Genomic DNA, 16,463 nt, shown 5'->3' with positions numbered 1-16,463 from the left:
TAACCGCTAGCCGTTATTACTGAAGCAGCTTCAGTACAGCGGATGGCAGTTGGTTGGCCTGGGACAGGATCGCAGTGGACGCCTGTTGCAGGGTTTGTTGCTTGGTCAGTTCAGCGGCTTCGGAAGCGAAGTCAGCGTCTTCTACGCGGCCTTTGGCAGCCGAGGAGTTCTGCGAAATGCTCTGCAGGTTGGCCACGGTGCTGGCGAAACGGTTTTGCACCGCACCCAGCTGCGAACGCTGGCTGTCGATCTGCTGCATGGCATCGTCCAGGGCCTGGATGGCTTGCTGGGAAGAAGCGGCAGACAGGATGTTCAGGTCGGAGACGCTGGTTTCCATGGTGACGGCAGTTTTGGTGCCGGCAGCAGCAACAGCAGTCAGACCCAGGGCTTTCAGGCCAGTACCCGCGCTACCATCCTTGATGGTGATGTCTTTGTCAGCAAACAGGTTCAGAGTGCCATCAGCGTTTTTGCTGGCTTGAACACCAGTGCTTGCACTGTTGATCGAAGCAACAACAGCGTCAGCGGTGTCGCCCTTCTTGAACTTGACTTCAACGCCGTTCACTTCAATCGAAGTGTCAGCAGTCAGCTTAGCCTGAGAAGTACCAGCCGACAGGCCCAACTGCGACAGCGAACCGCTATCTTTGTTGGCCAGTTTGATGTCCTTGCCGTCGCCGGAAGTAACAGTGATCCGGCCATCAGTCATCTTAGCGGTAGCGCCGGTGCCAGCTTCAGCAGCAACCTTGGTCAGGACAGCCGACAGCAGGTCAGTTGAGGCCCAGGTTACGTCCTTGCCATTGACGGTGACGGTGCCCGTGGCGCCCATTGCAGAGGCCGCTGTAAAATCTGTGGCGGTAGTGGTAGCAGCAGTCAGACCGAGGCTAGTCAGACCAGCGGTAGGGGCTGGTGGACCGACAAGAGCAGAAGCTTCGAGCTTGATGTCACCTTTCGACGACAAGGTCAGCTTGCCAGTTGCATCAGCAGAAGCAGTAACGCCGGTTTTAGCCGTCTCTGCGTTGATCGCGGTTACTGCGGCATTTGCAGCCGGAACACCGGTAGCGGCAGCAGTCAACGAAATTTCTACGCCATTGATACGGAACTTGTCGGTTGCAGCAGTAGCACCCGCAGCAGCAGCGGTCGTTACGCTAGCCTTCAAGCCACCGATGTTAGTACCAGTTGCAGTAGCAGCCAAACCAGTCATTGCAGTGCCATCTACAGCAGCTTCTTTGTAGTTGCCTTTCAGGGCAGTCGAGCTGATATCAGTCATACCGAACGAAATAGTTTCGTTGGCATTGGCGCCGATCTGGAACGCTACGTTGCTGAACGAACCGTCGAGCAGGTTACGACCACCGAAGGTAGTGGTGCTGGCGATACGGTTCAGCTCGCCGACTTTAGCGGTGAATTCTTGTTGCAGGGAAACACGGTCAGCGTCGCTTTTATCACCGTTAGCCGCTTGCAGGGCGAGTTCACGCAGACGCTGCAGGGTGTTGGTGGATTCTTGCATTGCGCCTTCAGCAGTCTGGGCAATCGACACGCCGTTGTTGGCGTTGGCGATGGCAACGTTCAGGCCTTTGACCTGGTTATTCAGACGGTTGGCGATCTGCATGCCAGCTGCGTCGTCTTTGGCGCTGTTGATTTTCAGGCCGGAAGACAGACGGTTCATCGACTGGCTCAAAGCGTCGGATGCTTTGTTCAGGTTCTTCTGGACGCCCAGGGAAGTAATGTTGGTGTTTACGGACATTGCCATGACGAAATCCTCGTGAGTTGGATACTGCGGCTTCCGGCCCTGGCAACCGCCGGGTGTGGCCTAGAGAACCTTCGTAATAGTTATCGTCGTGAAAGCAGGTTGCTTGAGGATTTTTTTGAATTTTTTTACTAGCCCTGTGCCACCCCTTGTATTTCAAGGCTTTATGGAGGCGTGAAATGCCAGCAATCACGGGTTAAGGACATCCTCCCTGTAGGAGCGAGCTTGCTCGCGAAAAACCTGAGGGCGCCGCGTGCATTCTGAATGCCCGCGTTATCGTTAACGTTTTTCGCGAGCAAGCTCGCTCCTACATGATGTGCACAAAAAAACGCCCGGATTCTTTCGATCCCGGGCGTTTTTTTGTGCAGCCTATCAGCGCATCACGGCCGATAGATAATCGCCGAGCCCCACGATAGGCCAACACCAAACCCACTCAGGGCCACGCGCTTCCACTCGGCGTCCATCACGTGCTTTTCCAGCAGCAACGGAATGCTCGACGACACGGTGTTGCCGGTCTCGACCATGTCCTTGATGAATTTCTCCACCGGCGCATCTTCAAAACGCCGGGCCACGGCGTCGACAATCGCCGCACTGCCCTGGTGGATGCAGAACGCGTCAATATCGTCGGCCTTCAGGTCCGACTCTTTGAGCAGTTCGTGCAAATGCGCCGGCACTTTGAGCAACGCGAAGTTGAAGACCTGGCGGCCGTTCATGAAGAACACCCCATCGCTGACCTTCAAATGAGGCGCGCCGGAGCCGTCGGTGCCGAACTTGGCCTTGCCCAGCTGCCAGGGGGCGTCTTCGCCCATCCAGGTGGCGGTGGCGGCGTCGCCGAACAGCATGGTGGTGTTGCGGTCTTCCGGGTCGACGATCTTCGAATACGGGTCGGCGGTCACCAGCAGGCCGTTTTTCAGGCCGGCTGCTTCCATGAAGCCTTTCATCGCGTAGATGCCGTAGACGTAGCCGGAGCAACCCAGGGAGATATCGAAGGCCGCGACGTGGGTCGGCAGGCCGAGTTTGTCCTGGACGATGGCTGCGGTGTGCGGCAGCCCTTCTTCGTCGCCGTTCTGGGTCACGACGATCAGCGCGTCAATCGACTCACGCTTGAGCTCGGGGTTGTTGGCAAACAAGGCATTGACCGCCTCGACGCACAAATCCGAGGTTTCCTGTGCAGCATCCTTGCGCGGCAGGAATGCCGAGCCGATCTTGCCAATGATGAATTCTTCATCCTTGGCGAATTTGGCACCCTGGGCGTAGTTGTCCAGCCCTTCTGCCGGCACGTAGCTGGCGATGCTTTTTATGCCAATCATTGTGGCTTCCCAATACAAAATAGCTGGAGAACACCCCTGAAAACCCTTCAGGAGCGCTGACAATAAAGGGGATAACCCCGCAAAAACCCGCCGAAACTACCGAAGCCAGCGCCTGGAAAGCGGTCTGGCCTTTTCACACGATACAGTGAAGATGCGCTTTATGACTCATAGGTCACTCATTTTTGTGCGCTTTGTTTAAAAGCCTGCGCCAGAAACGACAACGGCCCACCCTGTTTCCAGGGTGGGCCGTCAGGTCTTGCCGGGCCGATTACATGCGGCTGAACAGGCTCAACTGGGAGATTTTCACAAAGGCCAGCTGCGAGGCCTCCAGCATTGCCTTCTGGAACGCCAGGTCAATCGAGGCCGTGGCCACATCGGTGTCGCCAATGGCCGCAGTGGTCGACTTGTTGGCCAGCACCATGCTGGTGTTCTCCGTTTCCTGGATCGACAGCGAGTTCATCCGCGCACCAATGGAACCGCGCACGCCATCGACCTGGGCCTGGGAAGCCTTGATATTGGTAATGGCTGCGTTGACCACATCGGTCAGCTTGGCCTGGGCAATCGGGTCGCCGTCGGACGGGGTTTCCAAGGCCTGGCGCAATTGGCTGAGGGTATCCAGCGCATTTTGCGTCTTGTGGGTATTGGAACCCACCGCAAACTGGTCACCGATGCCTGGGGCGCCGGTGATGTCGAACTTAACCCCAGCCGCCGTGATGCTGTCTGGCGTTGCGGGCACAGGCGGTGGCCCTGGCTGGGCTGGCGTGCCAGGCACCACGGTGCCGTTGGAGACCGGCTTGCTGTCGGCGGTGATCGGCTGGGCATACACCTCGTACTCTGTGGTCGAGGTAAATTTGATCACCGCGCCTTTGTTCGGGAAGGTACTGCTGTAATCCGCCTGACTGGTGACCGTGCCGCCCGACAACTGTGCCGATGACTGGTTGCTCGGCGTGCGCGAGATACTGAAGCTGTCCGGTTTGCTTTGCAGGGTGAATTCACGATCCTTGTAGATCGCATCAGCCTCGGCGCCGGGCTTGGCCCCCCCCAGGTTCTGGTCGACATCAAAGGTCACGCCGCGCACGGTGACCGAAGCACTGCCTTCCTTGGTCGCATCGAACTTGCCGTTGCCGGGAGTTTGCGCGGTGATGTCGTTACCCGTCCTGTCCGTTACGGTGTATTCGGTGCTGCTGATAAAGGTCAGCTTGTACGGCTGGCCGTCGGTGAAGCTGTTGTCGTAGGTCGACGGCGAGGTAACGATCCCGCCCGAAACCAGCACCTTGCCATCGTTGACCGAACCGGTGGCCTGAGTACGACCAGCATTGACCGTGCCTTCCAGGATCGATTTGCCGGTGTCATTGACCACCATCGACAAGGTGTCGGAAACCTTCAGGCTCAAGGGCGTCTCATCCCCCTGATAGCTGTAGGTCCCGTCGCTGTTGCGCGCATACGGCGGCGTGTCGCTCTTGCCACCGGAAAACAGATAATGGCCGGACGAATCCTTGCTGTTAAGCAGGCTCAGCACCTGTTTCTCGATTTCACCAATCTCGGCGGCAACGGCCTTGCGGTCGTCATCGCTGATACCGCCACCGCCCTTGCCCGCCACCTTGAGCGACAGCTCACCCGCGCGCGCCAGGGCGGTGTCGATACTGGCAAGTACGCTTTCCTCGCTATTAAGCGAGTTCTTCATGCTGCTGATATTGCCCGCATACTGCCCCAACATATCCTGCTGCTGTTGCAGCAGCAGCAAACGCGCCGCGCCCACCGGATCATCTGCTGCGGTCTGGATACGCACGCCGGAGTCGATCTGCTGCTGCGTCTTGGTGACGTTGGAGAAGTTGTTGGTATAACGCGCAGTCGTGGTATTGAAATACTGTTCGGTCGAGATTCGCATCGTCTCAAACTCCCTTAAAGACTGTTGATCAGCGTGCTGAAGGTTTCTTGCGCAGCTTTAATGATCTGCGACGACGCGGTGTAGTACTGCTGGAAACGGATCATGTCGCCGGCCTCCTCGTCCAGGTTGACCTGGGACACGGAGCTGCGATTGGACGTGGCAGCCGCCAGCATCGCCCCGGTCGCGCTGTTGTCGACGTTGGCCTGGCTGGCCTTGCCGCCGACAGTCGACACCAACTGGCTGTACGCGGTGCTCATGCTCACCCCGGCATTGCCATCGGTCGCGCCCACGGTCTTGCGGGTTTGCAGGTCGAGCAATTGCAGGGCGTTGCGGTTATCCAGTTTGCCGCCAGCGTTGAACGACACGCTGAAGCTGTCATCGGCTTTCGGTTCGCCACGGATCACCGTGTCGACCCCGAACGTCTGTGGGTCGCCATTGGCGTCGACGTACGGCACCTTGATCGTCAGTTTATTGTCCTGGCCCGGCACGATGGTGCCGGTGCCAATCGGCTGGCCCTGGGCGTTATTGATCACATAGCTCTGGGTGCCATCGGCAGCGGGTTTGGCGAAGGTCATCTTGACCGGCATCGAACTCTTGATTGCCGCTTCCAACTGCGCGGTGCCGGCACCGCCATGGATGTCCAGGGGCAAGGTCAGGGTCGGCGGAGTGAACACACCGGTACCACTGTTGTTCTTGTTGCCCTCGGCCAGCAATGGCGCGGAAAACGCCAGCTTGTTGGGGTCGGTCATCACCACCTTGAGGTCCATCGCGCCACCGGCAGTCGGGCTGACCTTGAACGTGTCGCCTGCGGCCACCGGTCCCTTGCCATCGAGGGCCAGGGTGAAGCCGTCGATTTCCGGTGGTGTCTGGGTGATGTCGAAGGTGCCCATGGACTTACCGTCCGAACGCAGCACGGTGTACATCTTGTCGTCGCTGAAGGTCACCTTGTAGTCAAAGGTGCTCAGTTTGCTGGTGTCTTTGATCGTGACGTTCAGGTTGCCGGAGTTCGCACTGTTGCTGGAGCCGCCAACACTGCGCTGGCCAATGGCGAATACGCTGTTGATGTCATTGAACAACGCGGCACCGAACTGCCCGTTGGCGTCCAGGCCCTGCCCCAGCTGGGTGTTGATCGCTTCGCCGACGACCATGGCAGTACGCCCCAGGTCGTTGATGGCCGGCATCAACACCTCCTGGCGATAACGCAGCAAGCCGCCGATGGAGCCACCGCTGACCACCGAGCTGACGTCCATCGGCTGCCCGCCAGTGGTCAACACCACCGAGTACTGGCTCTTGTCATCCTTGCTCGGCACTGCCGACAACTTGTTCGACACGCCGTCCGCAACCAGGGTCTGGCCAGTGCCCAGGGACACATTGAAGTGGCCATCCGACTCAGTGACCTTGACCCCCACCAACTCATTGAGCGAGCGCACGGCTTCGTTGCGCGCGTCCAGCAGGTTCGCCGGCTCGCCGTTGCCCTGGCCCTTGGCCTGGGAGATCTGCTGGTTGAGGGAGGCAATCGAGGCGGTCAACTGGTTGACCTGGCCGGTGATGGTCTCCAGCTGGCTGTTGATGCCTTCTTTCTGCTTGTTCAGTTCGCTCGCAATCGAGTTGAAGCGGTTGCCCAGGGTCTGGGCAATGGTCAATACCAGTTGGCGTGCGGAATTGTCGCTGGGGTTTGCCGAAGACGTCTGCAACGCGGCGAAGAAGCTGTTCAAGGCCGCGCCAACACCAGTGGACTTGTCGGACAAGAGCTTGTCCACCGAACCGATCTGGTCCAGGTAAGCCTTGGCATCGAAGTTCAGCGACGTGGTGGTCTGCAACTGGGTGTCAAGAAACTGGTTATACACCCGGCGCACGTCCGACAGCGTGGTGCCGCTGCCGATGAACACACCGCCGACGCCGGACATGCCGTTGGCCGTCTGCGTAGTCTGCTGGCGCGAGTATCCAGGGGTCTTGGCGTTGGCAATGTTGTTACTCAGGGTCGAAAGCGATCCCTGAGCCGCATTGAGTCCTGACATCCCGATATTGAGCAAACCCATGGTTCAAACCTTATAAATGAGTGGATGCGCCAGCGGCAGCGTAGTTTTGGTAGCTGTTCATGGTTTTGGCGATCTGCGAAATCTTGCTGGCGTAGTCCGGATCCGTTGCATAACCGGCTTTTTGCAACTCGCGTACAAACTGTTCCGGGTTATCGGCCGACTTCAGGACTTCTTGATATCTTTCATTGCTTTGCAGCAAGGTCACGAGGTCGTGGAAGCTGTCCTGGTAAGAGTCGTAGGAACGGAACTGCGCCGTTTCCTTGACCATCTCGCCATTGCGAAACTCGCTGGTAATCGCACGCGCCTGGGCCCCCTGCCAACTTTGGCCGGCCTTGATGCCAAACAGGTTGTGGCTGCTGCTGCCGTCTTGCTGGCGCATCACCGATTTACCCCAGCCGGTTTCCAGGGCGGCCTGGGCCACCAGGTAGCGTGGGTCGATGCCAATGCGCTCGGCCGCCTGCTTGGCCATTGGCAGCATGGTGGCGACAAACTCGTCTTGCGAACCGAAGGCTTTTTTCGCCGGCGCCAGCGGTGGCTGGGCCACGGCGCGGCCGTAAATCTGCATGCGCGAATCGCGTGCGGCGAAGGTGCGCGCCGCGCCGTTGATCACACCATCTTCGGCGGCGCTGTTGCGCAATGGTGCGGCCTTGACCGCCCCCGTCGCCTCGACGCCTGGCACGATGCCGGCCAACAGGCGATCGGTGAGTTTGCTCGGCAAGGCGATGCGCCGCTGGTTCATCAGCGTCATGTCATTGTGTACGGTGCCGTCATCGGCACGCGGCGTCACCTCGACCCGCGCCGCCCACAACGCACGCTGGCCATTGGCGCGACCCAGCGGGCCATCGGCCTGGGTGCCGGCGGCAATCGGTGTCGGCACGTCGGCTTTTTTCTCTACCGCCTCGGGGCCCTGCAAGGTCGAGGCCTGCCCTTCCACTGGCTTGTTCTTTTGCATCTGGCGCAGCAGCACGTCCGCCAGGCCGATACCGCCGCCCTCGCGGGATAGCGAAACTGCCAGTTGCTGGTCGTACATTTCCTGATACTGCTTGGCCGCTGGCGTATTCAGCGGGTTGTCCTTGCCCAGGGCATCGGTGGCCGAGCGCATGGATTTGAGCATCTCGTTGAGAAACAGCGACTCGAACTCCTGCGCCACTTTGCGCATGTTGCCTTCGCTGTTCTTGTCGCCGAACTTGAGCTGGTTAAGCCGGTTGAGGTCGGAGTAGGAACCCGAGTCTGCCGTGCTGGCGATACCGCTCTTGCGCATGTCCATGGCTACGGCCTCAAATCACGATCAGGTCGGCTTGCAAGGCGCCGGCCTGTTTCAGGGCTTCGAGGATCGCCATCAAGTCGCCGGGCGCCGCGCCCACCTGGTTCACCGCTCGCACGATTTCATCCAGGGTGGTGCCGGGGCCGAACTTGAACATCGGCTTGGCTTCTTGCTGGGCATTGACCCGCGAGCGTGGGACCACGGCGGTTTCGCCATTGGAGAACGCCCCAGGCTGGCTGACAATCGGGTCTTCGGTGATGGTCACGGTCAGGCTGCCGTGGGTCACGGCCGCTGGCGACACCTTGACGTTCTGCCCGATCACGATGGTACCGGTGCGCGAATTGATGATGACCTTGGCCACCGCCTGGCCCGGATCGATCTCCAGGTTTTCCAGGATCGACAGGTAGTCCACACGCTGGCTTGGGTCCAGCGGCGCGGTCACGCGCACCGAGCCGCCATCGATGGCCTGGGCCACGCCAGGGCCGAGCATATCGTTGATCTTGTCGACCACGCGCTTGGCGGTGGTGAAGTCCGAACGGTTGAGGTTCAGGGTCAGGCTGTTGCCCTGGTTGAACCCGCTGGGCACGGTGCGCTCCACCGTGGCGCCGCCGGGAATCCGCCCGGCCGATGGCACGTTGACGGTGATCTTCGAACCGTCGCGACCTTCCGCATCAAACCCGCCGACCACCAGGTTGCCCTGGGCGATGGCGTAGACATTGCCGTCGATACCTTTGAGCGGGGTCATCAGCAAGGTGCCGCCACGCAGGCTTTTCGAGTTGCCAATCGACGCTACAGTGATGTCCACCACTTGCCCGGGCTTGGAGAACGCCGGCAGGTCGGCACTGATCGACACCGCCGCGACGTTTTTCAACTGCACGTTGCCCGACCCCGGTGGCACCTTGATCCCGAACTGCGAAAGCATGTTGTTGAAGGTCTGCAAGGTGAACGGGGTCTGAGTGGTCTGGTCGCCCGTACCATTGAGGCCCACCACCAGGCCGTAGCCGATCAACTGGTTGGTACGCACCCCGGAAATACTGGCGATGTCCTTCAGGCGTTCGGCCTGGGCAGCGACGCTCAGGGAGAGCAACAACACCGCTGCCATCAGCTGTTTAAGGTTCAAAGTGATCACCTAGAAAGGGAACAGCGGGCTAAGGAAGAAACGGTCGAACCAGCCCGGCTGACTGGCGTCGGCAAACGAACCCGTACCCGAATAGGTAATGCGTGCATCGGCAATCCGCGTGGACGGCACGGTGTTGTCGGTGGCGATATCGTCTGCCCGCACCATGCCGGCGATGCGCACCAGCTCATCGCCGGTGTTGAGGGTCATCCACTTCTCGCCGCGTACGGCAATGATGCCGTTGGGCAATACATCGGCGACGGTCACGGTGATCGAACCGACCAGGCTGTTGCCCTGCCCGGCCTTGCTGCTGCCGTTGGTGGCGCGGTCGCCGCTGTAGCCGACGTCCAGGCTCAAGTCACCGCTGCCCAGCGGGTTGTTGGTGTTCAAGCCACCGCCAAACAGCGAGGTCAGGCCGATGCCGGTCTTGCTGTTCTTGGCCACCTGGGAGTTGGCGTTCTTGCTCGCCGTGGTGCGCTCGTTCAGGGTGATGGTGATGATGTCCCCGACCCGGAACGCCTTGCGGTCGCTGTACAGGTTCTGTTCGAAACCGGCCTGGTAGATCGAACCGTTGTTGGCGGCAGCAGGCAGCGGCGTGCGCGGCAACACCGGCGCGTAGTACGGGTCATTGGGTTTTGGCGTCGGGGCAACACAGCCCGCGAGCACGGCAATCCCACTCAATGCCAGAACAGAAACAAAGCGACTCATGACCCTTACCTCACGGTGTTGCAGGCGCCTTGCGAGCGCCCCATAGACTGAATTACAGATTCTGCGTAACGAACGAAAGCATCTGGTCGGCGGTGGAAATCACCTTGGAGTTCATCTCGTAGGCGCGCTGGGTGGTGATCATGTTGACCATCTCTTCCACCGTGCTGACGTTGGAGGTTTCCAGGGTGCTTTGCAGGGTGGTGCCAAACCCGTTGAGGCCCGGGGTGCCGACTTGCGGCGCGCCGCTGGCGGCGGTTTCCAGGAACAGGTTGTTGCCGGTGGCTTGCAGGCCGGCCGGGTTGATGAAGTCAGCGGTCTGCAGGTTGCCGATCACTTGCGACGCCGGGTTGCCGGCGATGGTGATGGACACGGTGCCGTCGGCGCCGACCGTGAAGGTCTGGGCATCGTTGGGCACGACAATCGCCGGCTCCAGGGCAAAGCCATTGGCGGTCACGACCTGGCCGTTGGAGTCCAGGTGGAAAGTACCGTCGCGGGTGTAGGAGGTAGTGCCATCCGGTTGCAGGATCTGGAAGAAACCACGGCCATTGATCGCCATGTCCAGCGGCTGGTTGGTCTGCTGCAGGTTGCCGGCAGTGAAGTTCTTCTGGGTGCCGACGATGGACACACCGGTACCCACTTGCAGGCCCGACGGCAATTCGCTGTCCTGGGTCGACTGCGCACCCGGCTGGCGCTTGATCTGATAGAGCAGGTCCTGGAACTCGGCGCGATCACGTTTGAAGCCCGTGGTCGAAACGTTCGCCAGGTTGTTGGAGATGACGGTCAGGTTGGTGTCCTGGGCGGACAGACCGGTTTTGGCAACCCATAGAGCCGGAAGCATGCTGTTCTCCTTCGTGCGCCTGTTTGTTGGCGCCGCGTTACGAAATTGGTATTCAGTGGCGCTGCAATCAGCTCATCTGCATGACGCGGGTCATGGCCTGGTCGTCTTCTTTGGCGCTGTTCATCATTTTCACGTGCAATTCGAACTGCTTGGACAGGGCCAGCACCGCAGTCATTTCTTCGACGGCATTGACGTTGCTCGACTGCAAAAAGCCCGAATTCACCTTGACGCTGGCATCGGCCACCGCAGGCTGGCCGTCCTTGGTGTGGATCGCGCCATCCAGGCCTTTGACCATGTTGGCCAGGTCCGGCTTGACCAGCTTGATGCGGTCCACTTCAGCCATCACCCGCGGGCCTTCGCCCATGGCGCGGATGCTGATGGTGCCGTCTTCGCCGACTTCGACCTTCTGCTCGGGCGGCACGGAAATCGGCCCGCCATTGCCCATGATCGGCATGCCGTTGCCGGCCCGCAGTACGCCGAGCGCATCGATATTCATGCTGGCGGTACGCACGTAGGCTTCGCCACCATCGGGGGTCTGTACCGCGATCCAGCCATCGCCGCCGACGGCAACGTCCAGGTCACGACCGGTCTCGACCATCGAGCCAGGGGAAAAATCAGTGCCCGGCCGCTCGGTCAGGGCAAACGCCCGCGCCGGAAAGCTGTCACCAAACACCGGCATCGAGCGGGCCTGTTCCAGGTCACGCTGAAAACCGTTGGTGGAAATGTTCGCCAGATTGTTGGCATGAGCCTTCTGCGCCAGTGCGTTCTGGCTGGCGCCGGTCATTGCCACATAAAGGTACTTGTCCACGCTCATTCCTCTTACTGACGGACGTTTGCCGCCCACCGATGTACTGAGGAGTCTTTAGCAATTTGCGCACCAACTTTTCAAAAGTCGGGGAAAGGCAGGTGGGGCAAGGGGTTGGGGCGTATCAAGGATTATTGGAGGGGCAGGACGAGTCGGAAAAACGGCGGAGTTCTGCCGGTTGCGGCAAACACCGGCCCTGGCATGGACACAGATCCATTGTGGGAGCGGGCAAGCCCTAATGCCAGTCAGTTAAGCAGTCATCGCCTTCTGTAGGAGCGAGCTTGTCTCCGGGCGGCGTTCCGACGAAAAACGTCAACGATAACGCGTGCTTACTGAATGAATGCGGCGCCTGTAAGTTTTTCGCGAGCAAGCTCGCTCCTACAAGTTTTACCGTGTTGTGTCAGGGGGTTATTTGTCGGCCTTGAGCACTGCGTAATCGCGCAATTTGTTGGCGATGGTGGTGTGGGAAACCCCCAAACGCTTGCCCAGCAACCGACTGCTGGGATGCTCGGCATACAGGCTTTCCAGCACCGCCTTTTCAAACCGCCCGACAATCTCCTCCAGGCCGCCCTCCAGGGAGAAATCGCCCAGCGGCTGGCGCACGCCATAGTCCGGCAAGCGAATATGCTCAGCCTTGACCGTCCCGCCCTCACACAACGACACCGCCTGGAACAGCACGTTCTCCAACTGCCGCACATTGCCCGGCCAATGGTAGTGACTGAGGCGCTCCATGGCCGCCGGTGCCAGCTTGGGCAATGGGCAGCCAATCAAGCGGCTGGCTTGGTCGATAAAGTGTTCGACCAGCGGCGGCAAACCGTCGAGGCATTCGCGCAGCGGCGGGATATGCAACGACAACACATTGAGCCGGTGATACAGGTCCTGGCGAAACTCCCCGCGGGCACACAGCTCCGACAAGTCCACCTGGGTCGCGCAGATCACCCGCACATCCAGGTAAACCTCTTCATCGCTGCCTACACGGCGGAAGCAGCCGTCCTGCAAAAAGCGCAGCAATTTCACTTGCAGGCGCGCGCTCATTTCGCCCACGCCATCGAGAAACAACGTACCGCCCGCCGTCAGTTCCAACAGCCCGAGCTTACCTTCTGCACGCGCCCCTTCAAACGCACCGGGGCCGTAGCCGAACAGTTCGGTCTCGGCCATCGACTCTGGTAAACCTGCGCAATTGAGCGCCATCAACGGCGACTGCCCACGTGGGCTGGCCAGGTGACAGGCGCGCGCCAGCAGTTCCTTGCCGGTGCCGGTTTCACCTTCTATTAACAGCGGCGCATCGAGGGGCGCCATGCGCCGGGCTTCACGTACCACCGCCGCCATCACTTTGGAGCTTTGGAAAATGCTGTCGAAACCGCGCAGTTCCTGCTTGCGCACATTGTAGATACGCTCGCCGACGCGGTCGGCGCGGTGCAAGGTCAACACGGCGCCAGCCATGGCTTCGCTGTCGTCATGCTCGGAAGATTGCAACGGCGCAATATCAGCCAGGAATACATCGCCCTTGACCTTGACCCGCAAGCCATTGATCCGCGACTTGCTGGCGCGCACCAGTTCCGGCAGGTCGAAGTCCTCGGCGTAGCGCGACAAAGGAATGCCCGGCACTTCATCCACGCGCACCCCGAGCAACTGCGCCGCCGCCCGGTTGGCCGCGACAATCGAGCCGCCCATGTCGATGGACAACACAGGGAATTCCAACGCACCCAGCAAGGCGTTGAGCTCCATATGCCGACGCTCACTGGGCATCAGCCCTACCCGCTTGACGCCAAATACCCCGGCGATCGCCTCGAACTGCGGGCGCAGGGCCTGGAATTGCATGTTCACCAGGTTCGGGCAATACAGGTAAATGGCATTGCCGTGCTCGCCGCCGACCTCGCCCTTGGCGACGTTGACGCCGTACTCCACCAGCAGGTTGAGGATGTCCCGCAGAATGCCGATGCGGTTCTGGCAATGCACTTTGATACGCATGTAAAGGCCCGGTTTGTTGTAGGGGGGCTGATCGGGCTACGTCTTTTTGTCGCCAGACGCAGATAGTCGTCAAGATTATGTGACAGGTCCCGGCCTTTTCAAACCAACAAATCGCAATGCAGCGTGCGCAACGGCAAAACCGTAACGAATACTTTACGAAAAACACCGATTTTTCCTACAGTCTTCCCTTGGAGGCAGGTGGAATCCATGGCCAGGCGGAGTATCAATAAGCCCATAGCAGGACATAACAAGAACGAATGCCTAGCAGGAGAGCCGTATGAAGCAGACGCACTACGTGGCCCGCGAGCCCGATGCGCAAGGTTTTATCCACTACCCGCCCGAAGAACATGCGGTGTGGAACACCCTGATCACTCGCCAACTGAAAGTGATCGAGGGTCGCGCCTGCCAGGAATACCTGGACGGCATCGACAAGCTCGGCCTGCCCCATGACCGTATTCCGCAACTGGCGGAGATCAACAAAGTGCTGGCCGAGACCACCGGCTGGCAAGTGGCGCGGGTGCCGGCGCTGATTCCCTTCCAGACTTTCTTTGAATTGCTGGCCAACAAGCAGTTTCCGGTGGCGACCTTTATTCGTACCCGCGAAGAGCTGGATTACCTGCAAGAACCGGATATTTTCCACGAGATCTTCGGCCACTGCCCACTGCTGACCAACCCCTGGTTCGCCGAATTCACCCACACCTACGGCAAGCTCGGCCTCGCGGCCACCAAGGAGCAACGGGTGTACCTGGCGCGCCTGTACTGGATGACCATCGAGTTCGGCCTGGTGGACACGCCGCAAGGCCGGCGCATCTATGGTGGCGGCATTCTGTCTTCGCCCAAGGAGACGGTGTACTGCCTGTCGGACGAGCCCGAGCACCAAGCCTTCGACCCGCTGGAAGCGATGCGCACGCCGTATCGCATCGACATCCTGCAGCCGCTGTATTTCGCCCTGCCCAACCTCAAGCGCCTGTTCGAAGTGGCGCAGGAAGACATCATGGGCATGGTCGAGCGCGGCATGCAGCTGGGGTTGCACGCGCCGAAGTTTCCCCCAAAGCCCAAGGCGGCTTGAACTGCCACTTTAAAGGCCAGGTGAGTCTGTTCCCTGGCCGCGCGTTGCTTTAGGGTGACGCCACTGGCAACCGAATTCCACATACTCGATTTCAGGAACACCTTTATGACCACCTTGAACCAAGCCCATTGCGAAGCCTGCCGCGCCGACGCCCCACAAGTCAGCGACGAAGAACTGCCGGTGTTGATCAAGCAGATCCCCGACTGGAACATCGAAGTGCGCGACGGCGTGATGCAGCTGGAAAAAGTATTCCTGTTCAAGAACTTCAAATTCGCCCTGGCCTTTACCAACGCCATGGGCGAGATCTCCGAGGCCGAAGGCCACCATCCGGGCCTGCTGACCGAATGGGGCAAAGTCACCGTGACCTGGTGGAGCCACTCCATCAAGGGCCTGCACCGCAACGACTTCATCATGGCCGCACGCACCGACGAAGTGGCCAAGGATGCCGAGGGCCGCAAGTGATGCATTTCGCCGCGATTGGCCGGGTGCCCGGGGATCCGATCCTCGGGCTGATGGAGTCCTACGCCAAGGACACCAACCCGCAAAAATTCGACCTCGGCGTGGGTGTCTATAAAGATGCCCAGGGCCTGACCCCGATCCTGCAGGCGGTGAAACGCGCCGAGCAGCGCCTGGTCGACCAGCAAACCACCAAGACCTACATCGGTGGCCATGGCGACCCGGCTTTCGGCCGACTGATCAGTGAACTGGTGCTGGGCGCCGGCTCCGCGCTGCTCAAGGCACAACGCGCTGGCGCCACGCAAACCCCTGGCGGCACCGGCGCCCTGCGCCTGAGCGCCGACTTTATCGCCCACAGCCTGCCCGGCCGTGGCGTGTGGTTGAGCAACCCGACGTGGCCGATCCACGAAACCATCTTCGCCAAGGCCGGGCTCAAGGTCAGCCACTACCCGTACGTGGGCAGTGACAACCGCCTGGACGTGCCGGCCATGCTCGCCACCCTGGCCGCCGTGCCCGAGGGCGACGTGGTGCTGCTGCACGCCTGCTGCCACAACCCTACCGGTTTCGACCTGTCCCAGGATGACTGGCGCCAAGTGCTGCAGGTCGTACGCGAGCGCCAACTGCTGCCGCTGATCGACTTCGCCTACCAGGGCTTTGGCGACGGCCTGGAGCAGGACGCGTGGGCCGTACGCTTGTTTGCCGATGAGTTGCCCGAAGTACTGATCACCAGCTCTTGCTCGAAGAACTTTGGCCTGTACAGCGACCGCGTGGGCTCATTGATTGTCTGCGCCCACGATGCCGAGAAACTGCTGGATGTGCGCAGCCAACTGGCATTTATCGCCCGCAACCTGTGGTCGACCCCACCGGACCATGGTGCGGCTGTAGTCGCCACCATTTTGGGTGATGCCGAACTCAAACAGCTGTGGAGCGCCGAAGTCGAAGGCATGCGCTCGCGCATCGCGCAGTTGCGTTCGGGGTTGGTAGAAGCGCTGGCGCCCCATGGATTGGCCGAGCGTTTTGCCCATGTCGGCGTGCAGCGCGGGATGTTTTCCTACACCGGCCTCAGCGCCGAACAGGTGAAACAGCTGCGGGAAAAACACAGCGTGTACATGGTCAACTCCGGACGGGCCAACGTCGCCGGGATTGATGAGACGCGCCTGGGGCTGCTGGCCGAGGCCATTGCAGACGTGTGCAAACCCTGAAATGGACTGCCCCCAAGAAGTTGGACACAAATCCAATTTCTTGGGGTGTTCACAT

13 protein-coding genes are annotated in these 16,463 nt (G+C 60.2%); 3 read left to right on the top strand and 10 right to left on the bottom strand.

The genetic code is table 11. From position 1 onward, the window contains the following. Nucleotides 1–16: 16 nt before the first annotated feature. The 10 genes from KL786_RS27045 to KL786_RS27000 form a co-directional block, all read right to left on the bottom strand. A complete protein-coding gene (locus tag KL786_RS27045; protein WP_215519531.1) occupies nucleotides 17–1,744 on the bottom strand; it encodes a flagellin N-terminal helical domain-containing protein in 1,728 nt (575 codons plus the stop codon). A gap of 377 nt (nucleotides 1,745–2,121) precedes the next feature. Continuing rightward, on the bottom strand, nucleotides 2,122–3,051 hold the full coding sequence (locus KL786_RS27040) for a ketoacyl-ACP synthase III (RefSeq protein WP_215519530.1): 930 nt from the start codon (nucleotides 3,049–3,051) through the stop codon (nucleotides 2,122–2,124). A gap of 268 nt (nucleotides 3,052–3,319) precedes the next feature. Then, nucleotides 3,320–4,939, bottom strand: a complete 1,620-nt coding sequence (locus KL786_RS27035) for a flagellar hook-associated protein 3 (protein WP_215519529.1) — start codon at nucleotides 4,937–4,939, stop codon at nucleotides 3,320–3,322. A gap of 14 nt (nucleotides 4,940–4,953) precedes the next feature. Then, nucleotides 4,954–6,978 (bottom strand): flagellar hook-associated protein FlgK, encoded by a 2,025-nt coding sequence (gene flgK, locus KL786_RS27030; protein WP_215519528.1) that lies wholly within the window; start codon nucleotides 6,976–6,978, stop codon nucleotides 4,954–4,956. Between the two features lie 10 nt (nucleotides 6,979–6,988). After that, nucleotides 6,989–8,245, bottom strand: a complete 1,257-nt coding sequence (gene flgJ, locus KL786_RS27025; RefSeq protein WP_215519527.1) for a flagellar assembly peptidoglycan hydrolase FlgJ — start codon at nucleotides 8,243–8,245, stop codon at nucleotides 6,989–6,991. Nucleotides 8,246–8,255: 10 nt separating this feature from the next. After that, complete coding sequence (locus KL786_RS27020) at nucleotides 8,256–9,344, bottom strand: flagellar basal body P-ring protein FlgI (RefSeq protein WP_215519536.1); 1,089 nt, start codon at nucleotides 9,342–9,344, stop codon at nucleotides 8,256–8,258. A 27-nt stretch (nucleotides 9,345–9,371) separates the two neighbouring features. Then, entirely contained in the window at nucleotides 9,372–10,067 is a 696-nt protein-coding gene (gene flgH / locus KL786_RS27015; protein WP_032859002.1) for a flagellar basal body L-ring protein FlgH, read from the bottom strand. 52 nt (nucleotides 10,068–10,119) lie between these two features. Further along, nucleotides 10,120–10,905, bottom strand: coding sequence for a flagellar basal-body rod protein FlgG (flgG, locus tag KL786_RS27010; protein WP_215519526.1), 786 nt, complete (start codon nucleotides 10,903–10,905; stop codon nucleotides 10,120–10,122). A gap of 67 nt (nucleotides 10,906–10,972) precedes the next feature. Then, nucleotides 10,973–11,713, bottom strand: a complete 741-nt coding sequence (locus KL786_RS27005; protein WP_032859644.1) for a flagellar basal body rod protein FlgF — start codon at nucleotides 11,711–11,713, stop codon at nucleotides 10,973–10,975. Nucleotides 11,714–12,118: 405 nt separating this feature from the next. Then, nucleotides 12,119–13,681, bottom strand: a complete 1,563-nt coding sequence (locus KL786_RS27000) for a sigma-54-dependent transcriptional regulator (protein WP_070995433.1) — start codon at nucleotides 13,679–13,681, stop codon at nucleotides 12,119–12,121. 277 nt (nucleotides 13,682–13,958) lie between these two features. Here KL786_RS27000 and phhA point away from each other — a divergent pair, with 277 nt between their 5' ends. From phhA to KL786_RS26985, 3 genes are all read left to right on the top strand, one after another. Continuing rightward, a complete protein-coding gene (gene phhA / locus KL786_RS26995) occupies nucleotides 13,959–14,750 on the top strand; it encodes a phenylalanine 4-monooxygenase (protein ID WP_057444562.1) in 792 nt (263 codons plus the stop codon). A 105-nt stretch (nucleotides 14,751–14,855) separates the two neighbouring features. Next, nucleotides 14,856–15,212 carry a 4a-hydroxytetrahydrobiopterin dehydratase gene (locus tag KL786_RS26990; RefSeq protein ID WP_017134918.1) on the top strand — a complete coding sequence of 119 codons (357 nt, stop codon included), beginning with the start codon at nucleotides 14,856–14,858 and terminating at the stop codon, nucleotides 15,210–15,212. Continuing rightward, entirely contained in the window at nucleotides 15,209–16,408 is a 1,200-nt protein-coding gene (locus tag KL786_RS26985) for an amino acid aminotransferase (protein ID WP_215519525.1), read from the top strand. The genes KL786_RS26990 and KL786_RS26985 overlap by 4 nt, the downstream gene beginning before the upstream one ends. Nucleotides 16,409–16,463 lie beyond the last annotated feature (55 nt).

The sequence above is a fragment of the Pseudomonas sp. TAE6080 genome, assembly GCF_018732265.1.
GTDB classification, from domain to species: Bacteria; Pseudomonadota; Gammaproteobacteria; order Pseudomonadales; family Pseudomonadaceae; genus Aquipseudomonas; species Aquipseudomonas brenneri.
The sequence above is the reverse complement of the archived record's forward strand: the minus strand, read 5'-3'. Positions and strand labels throughout refer to the sequence as shown.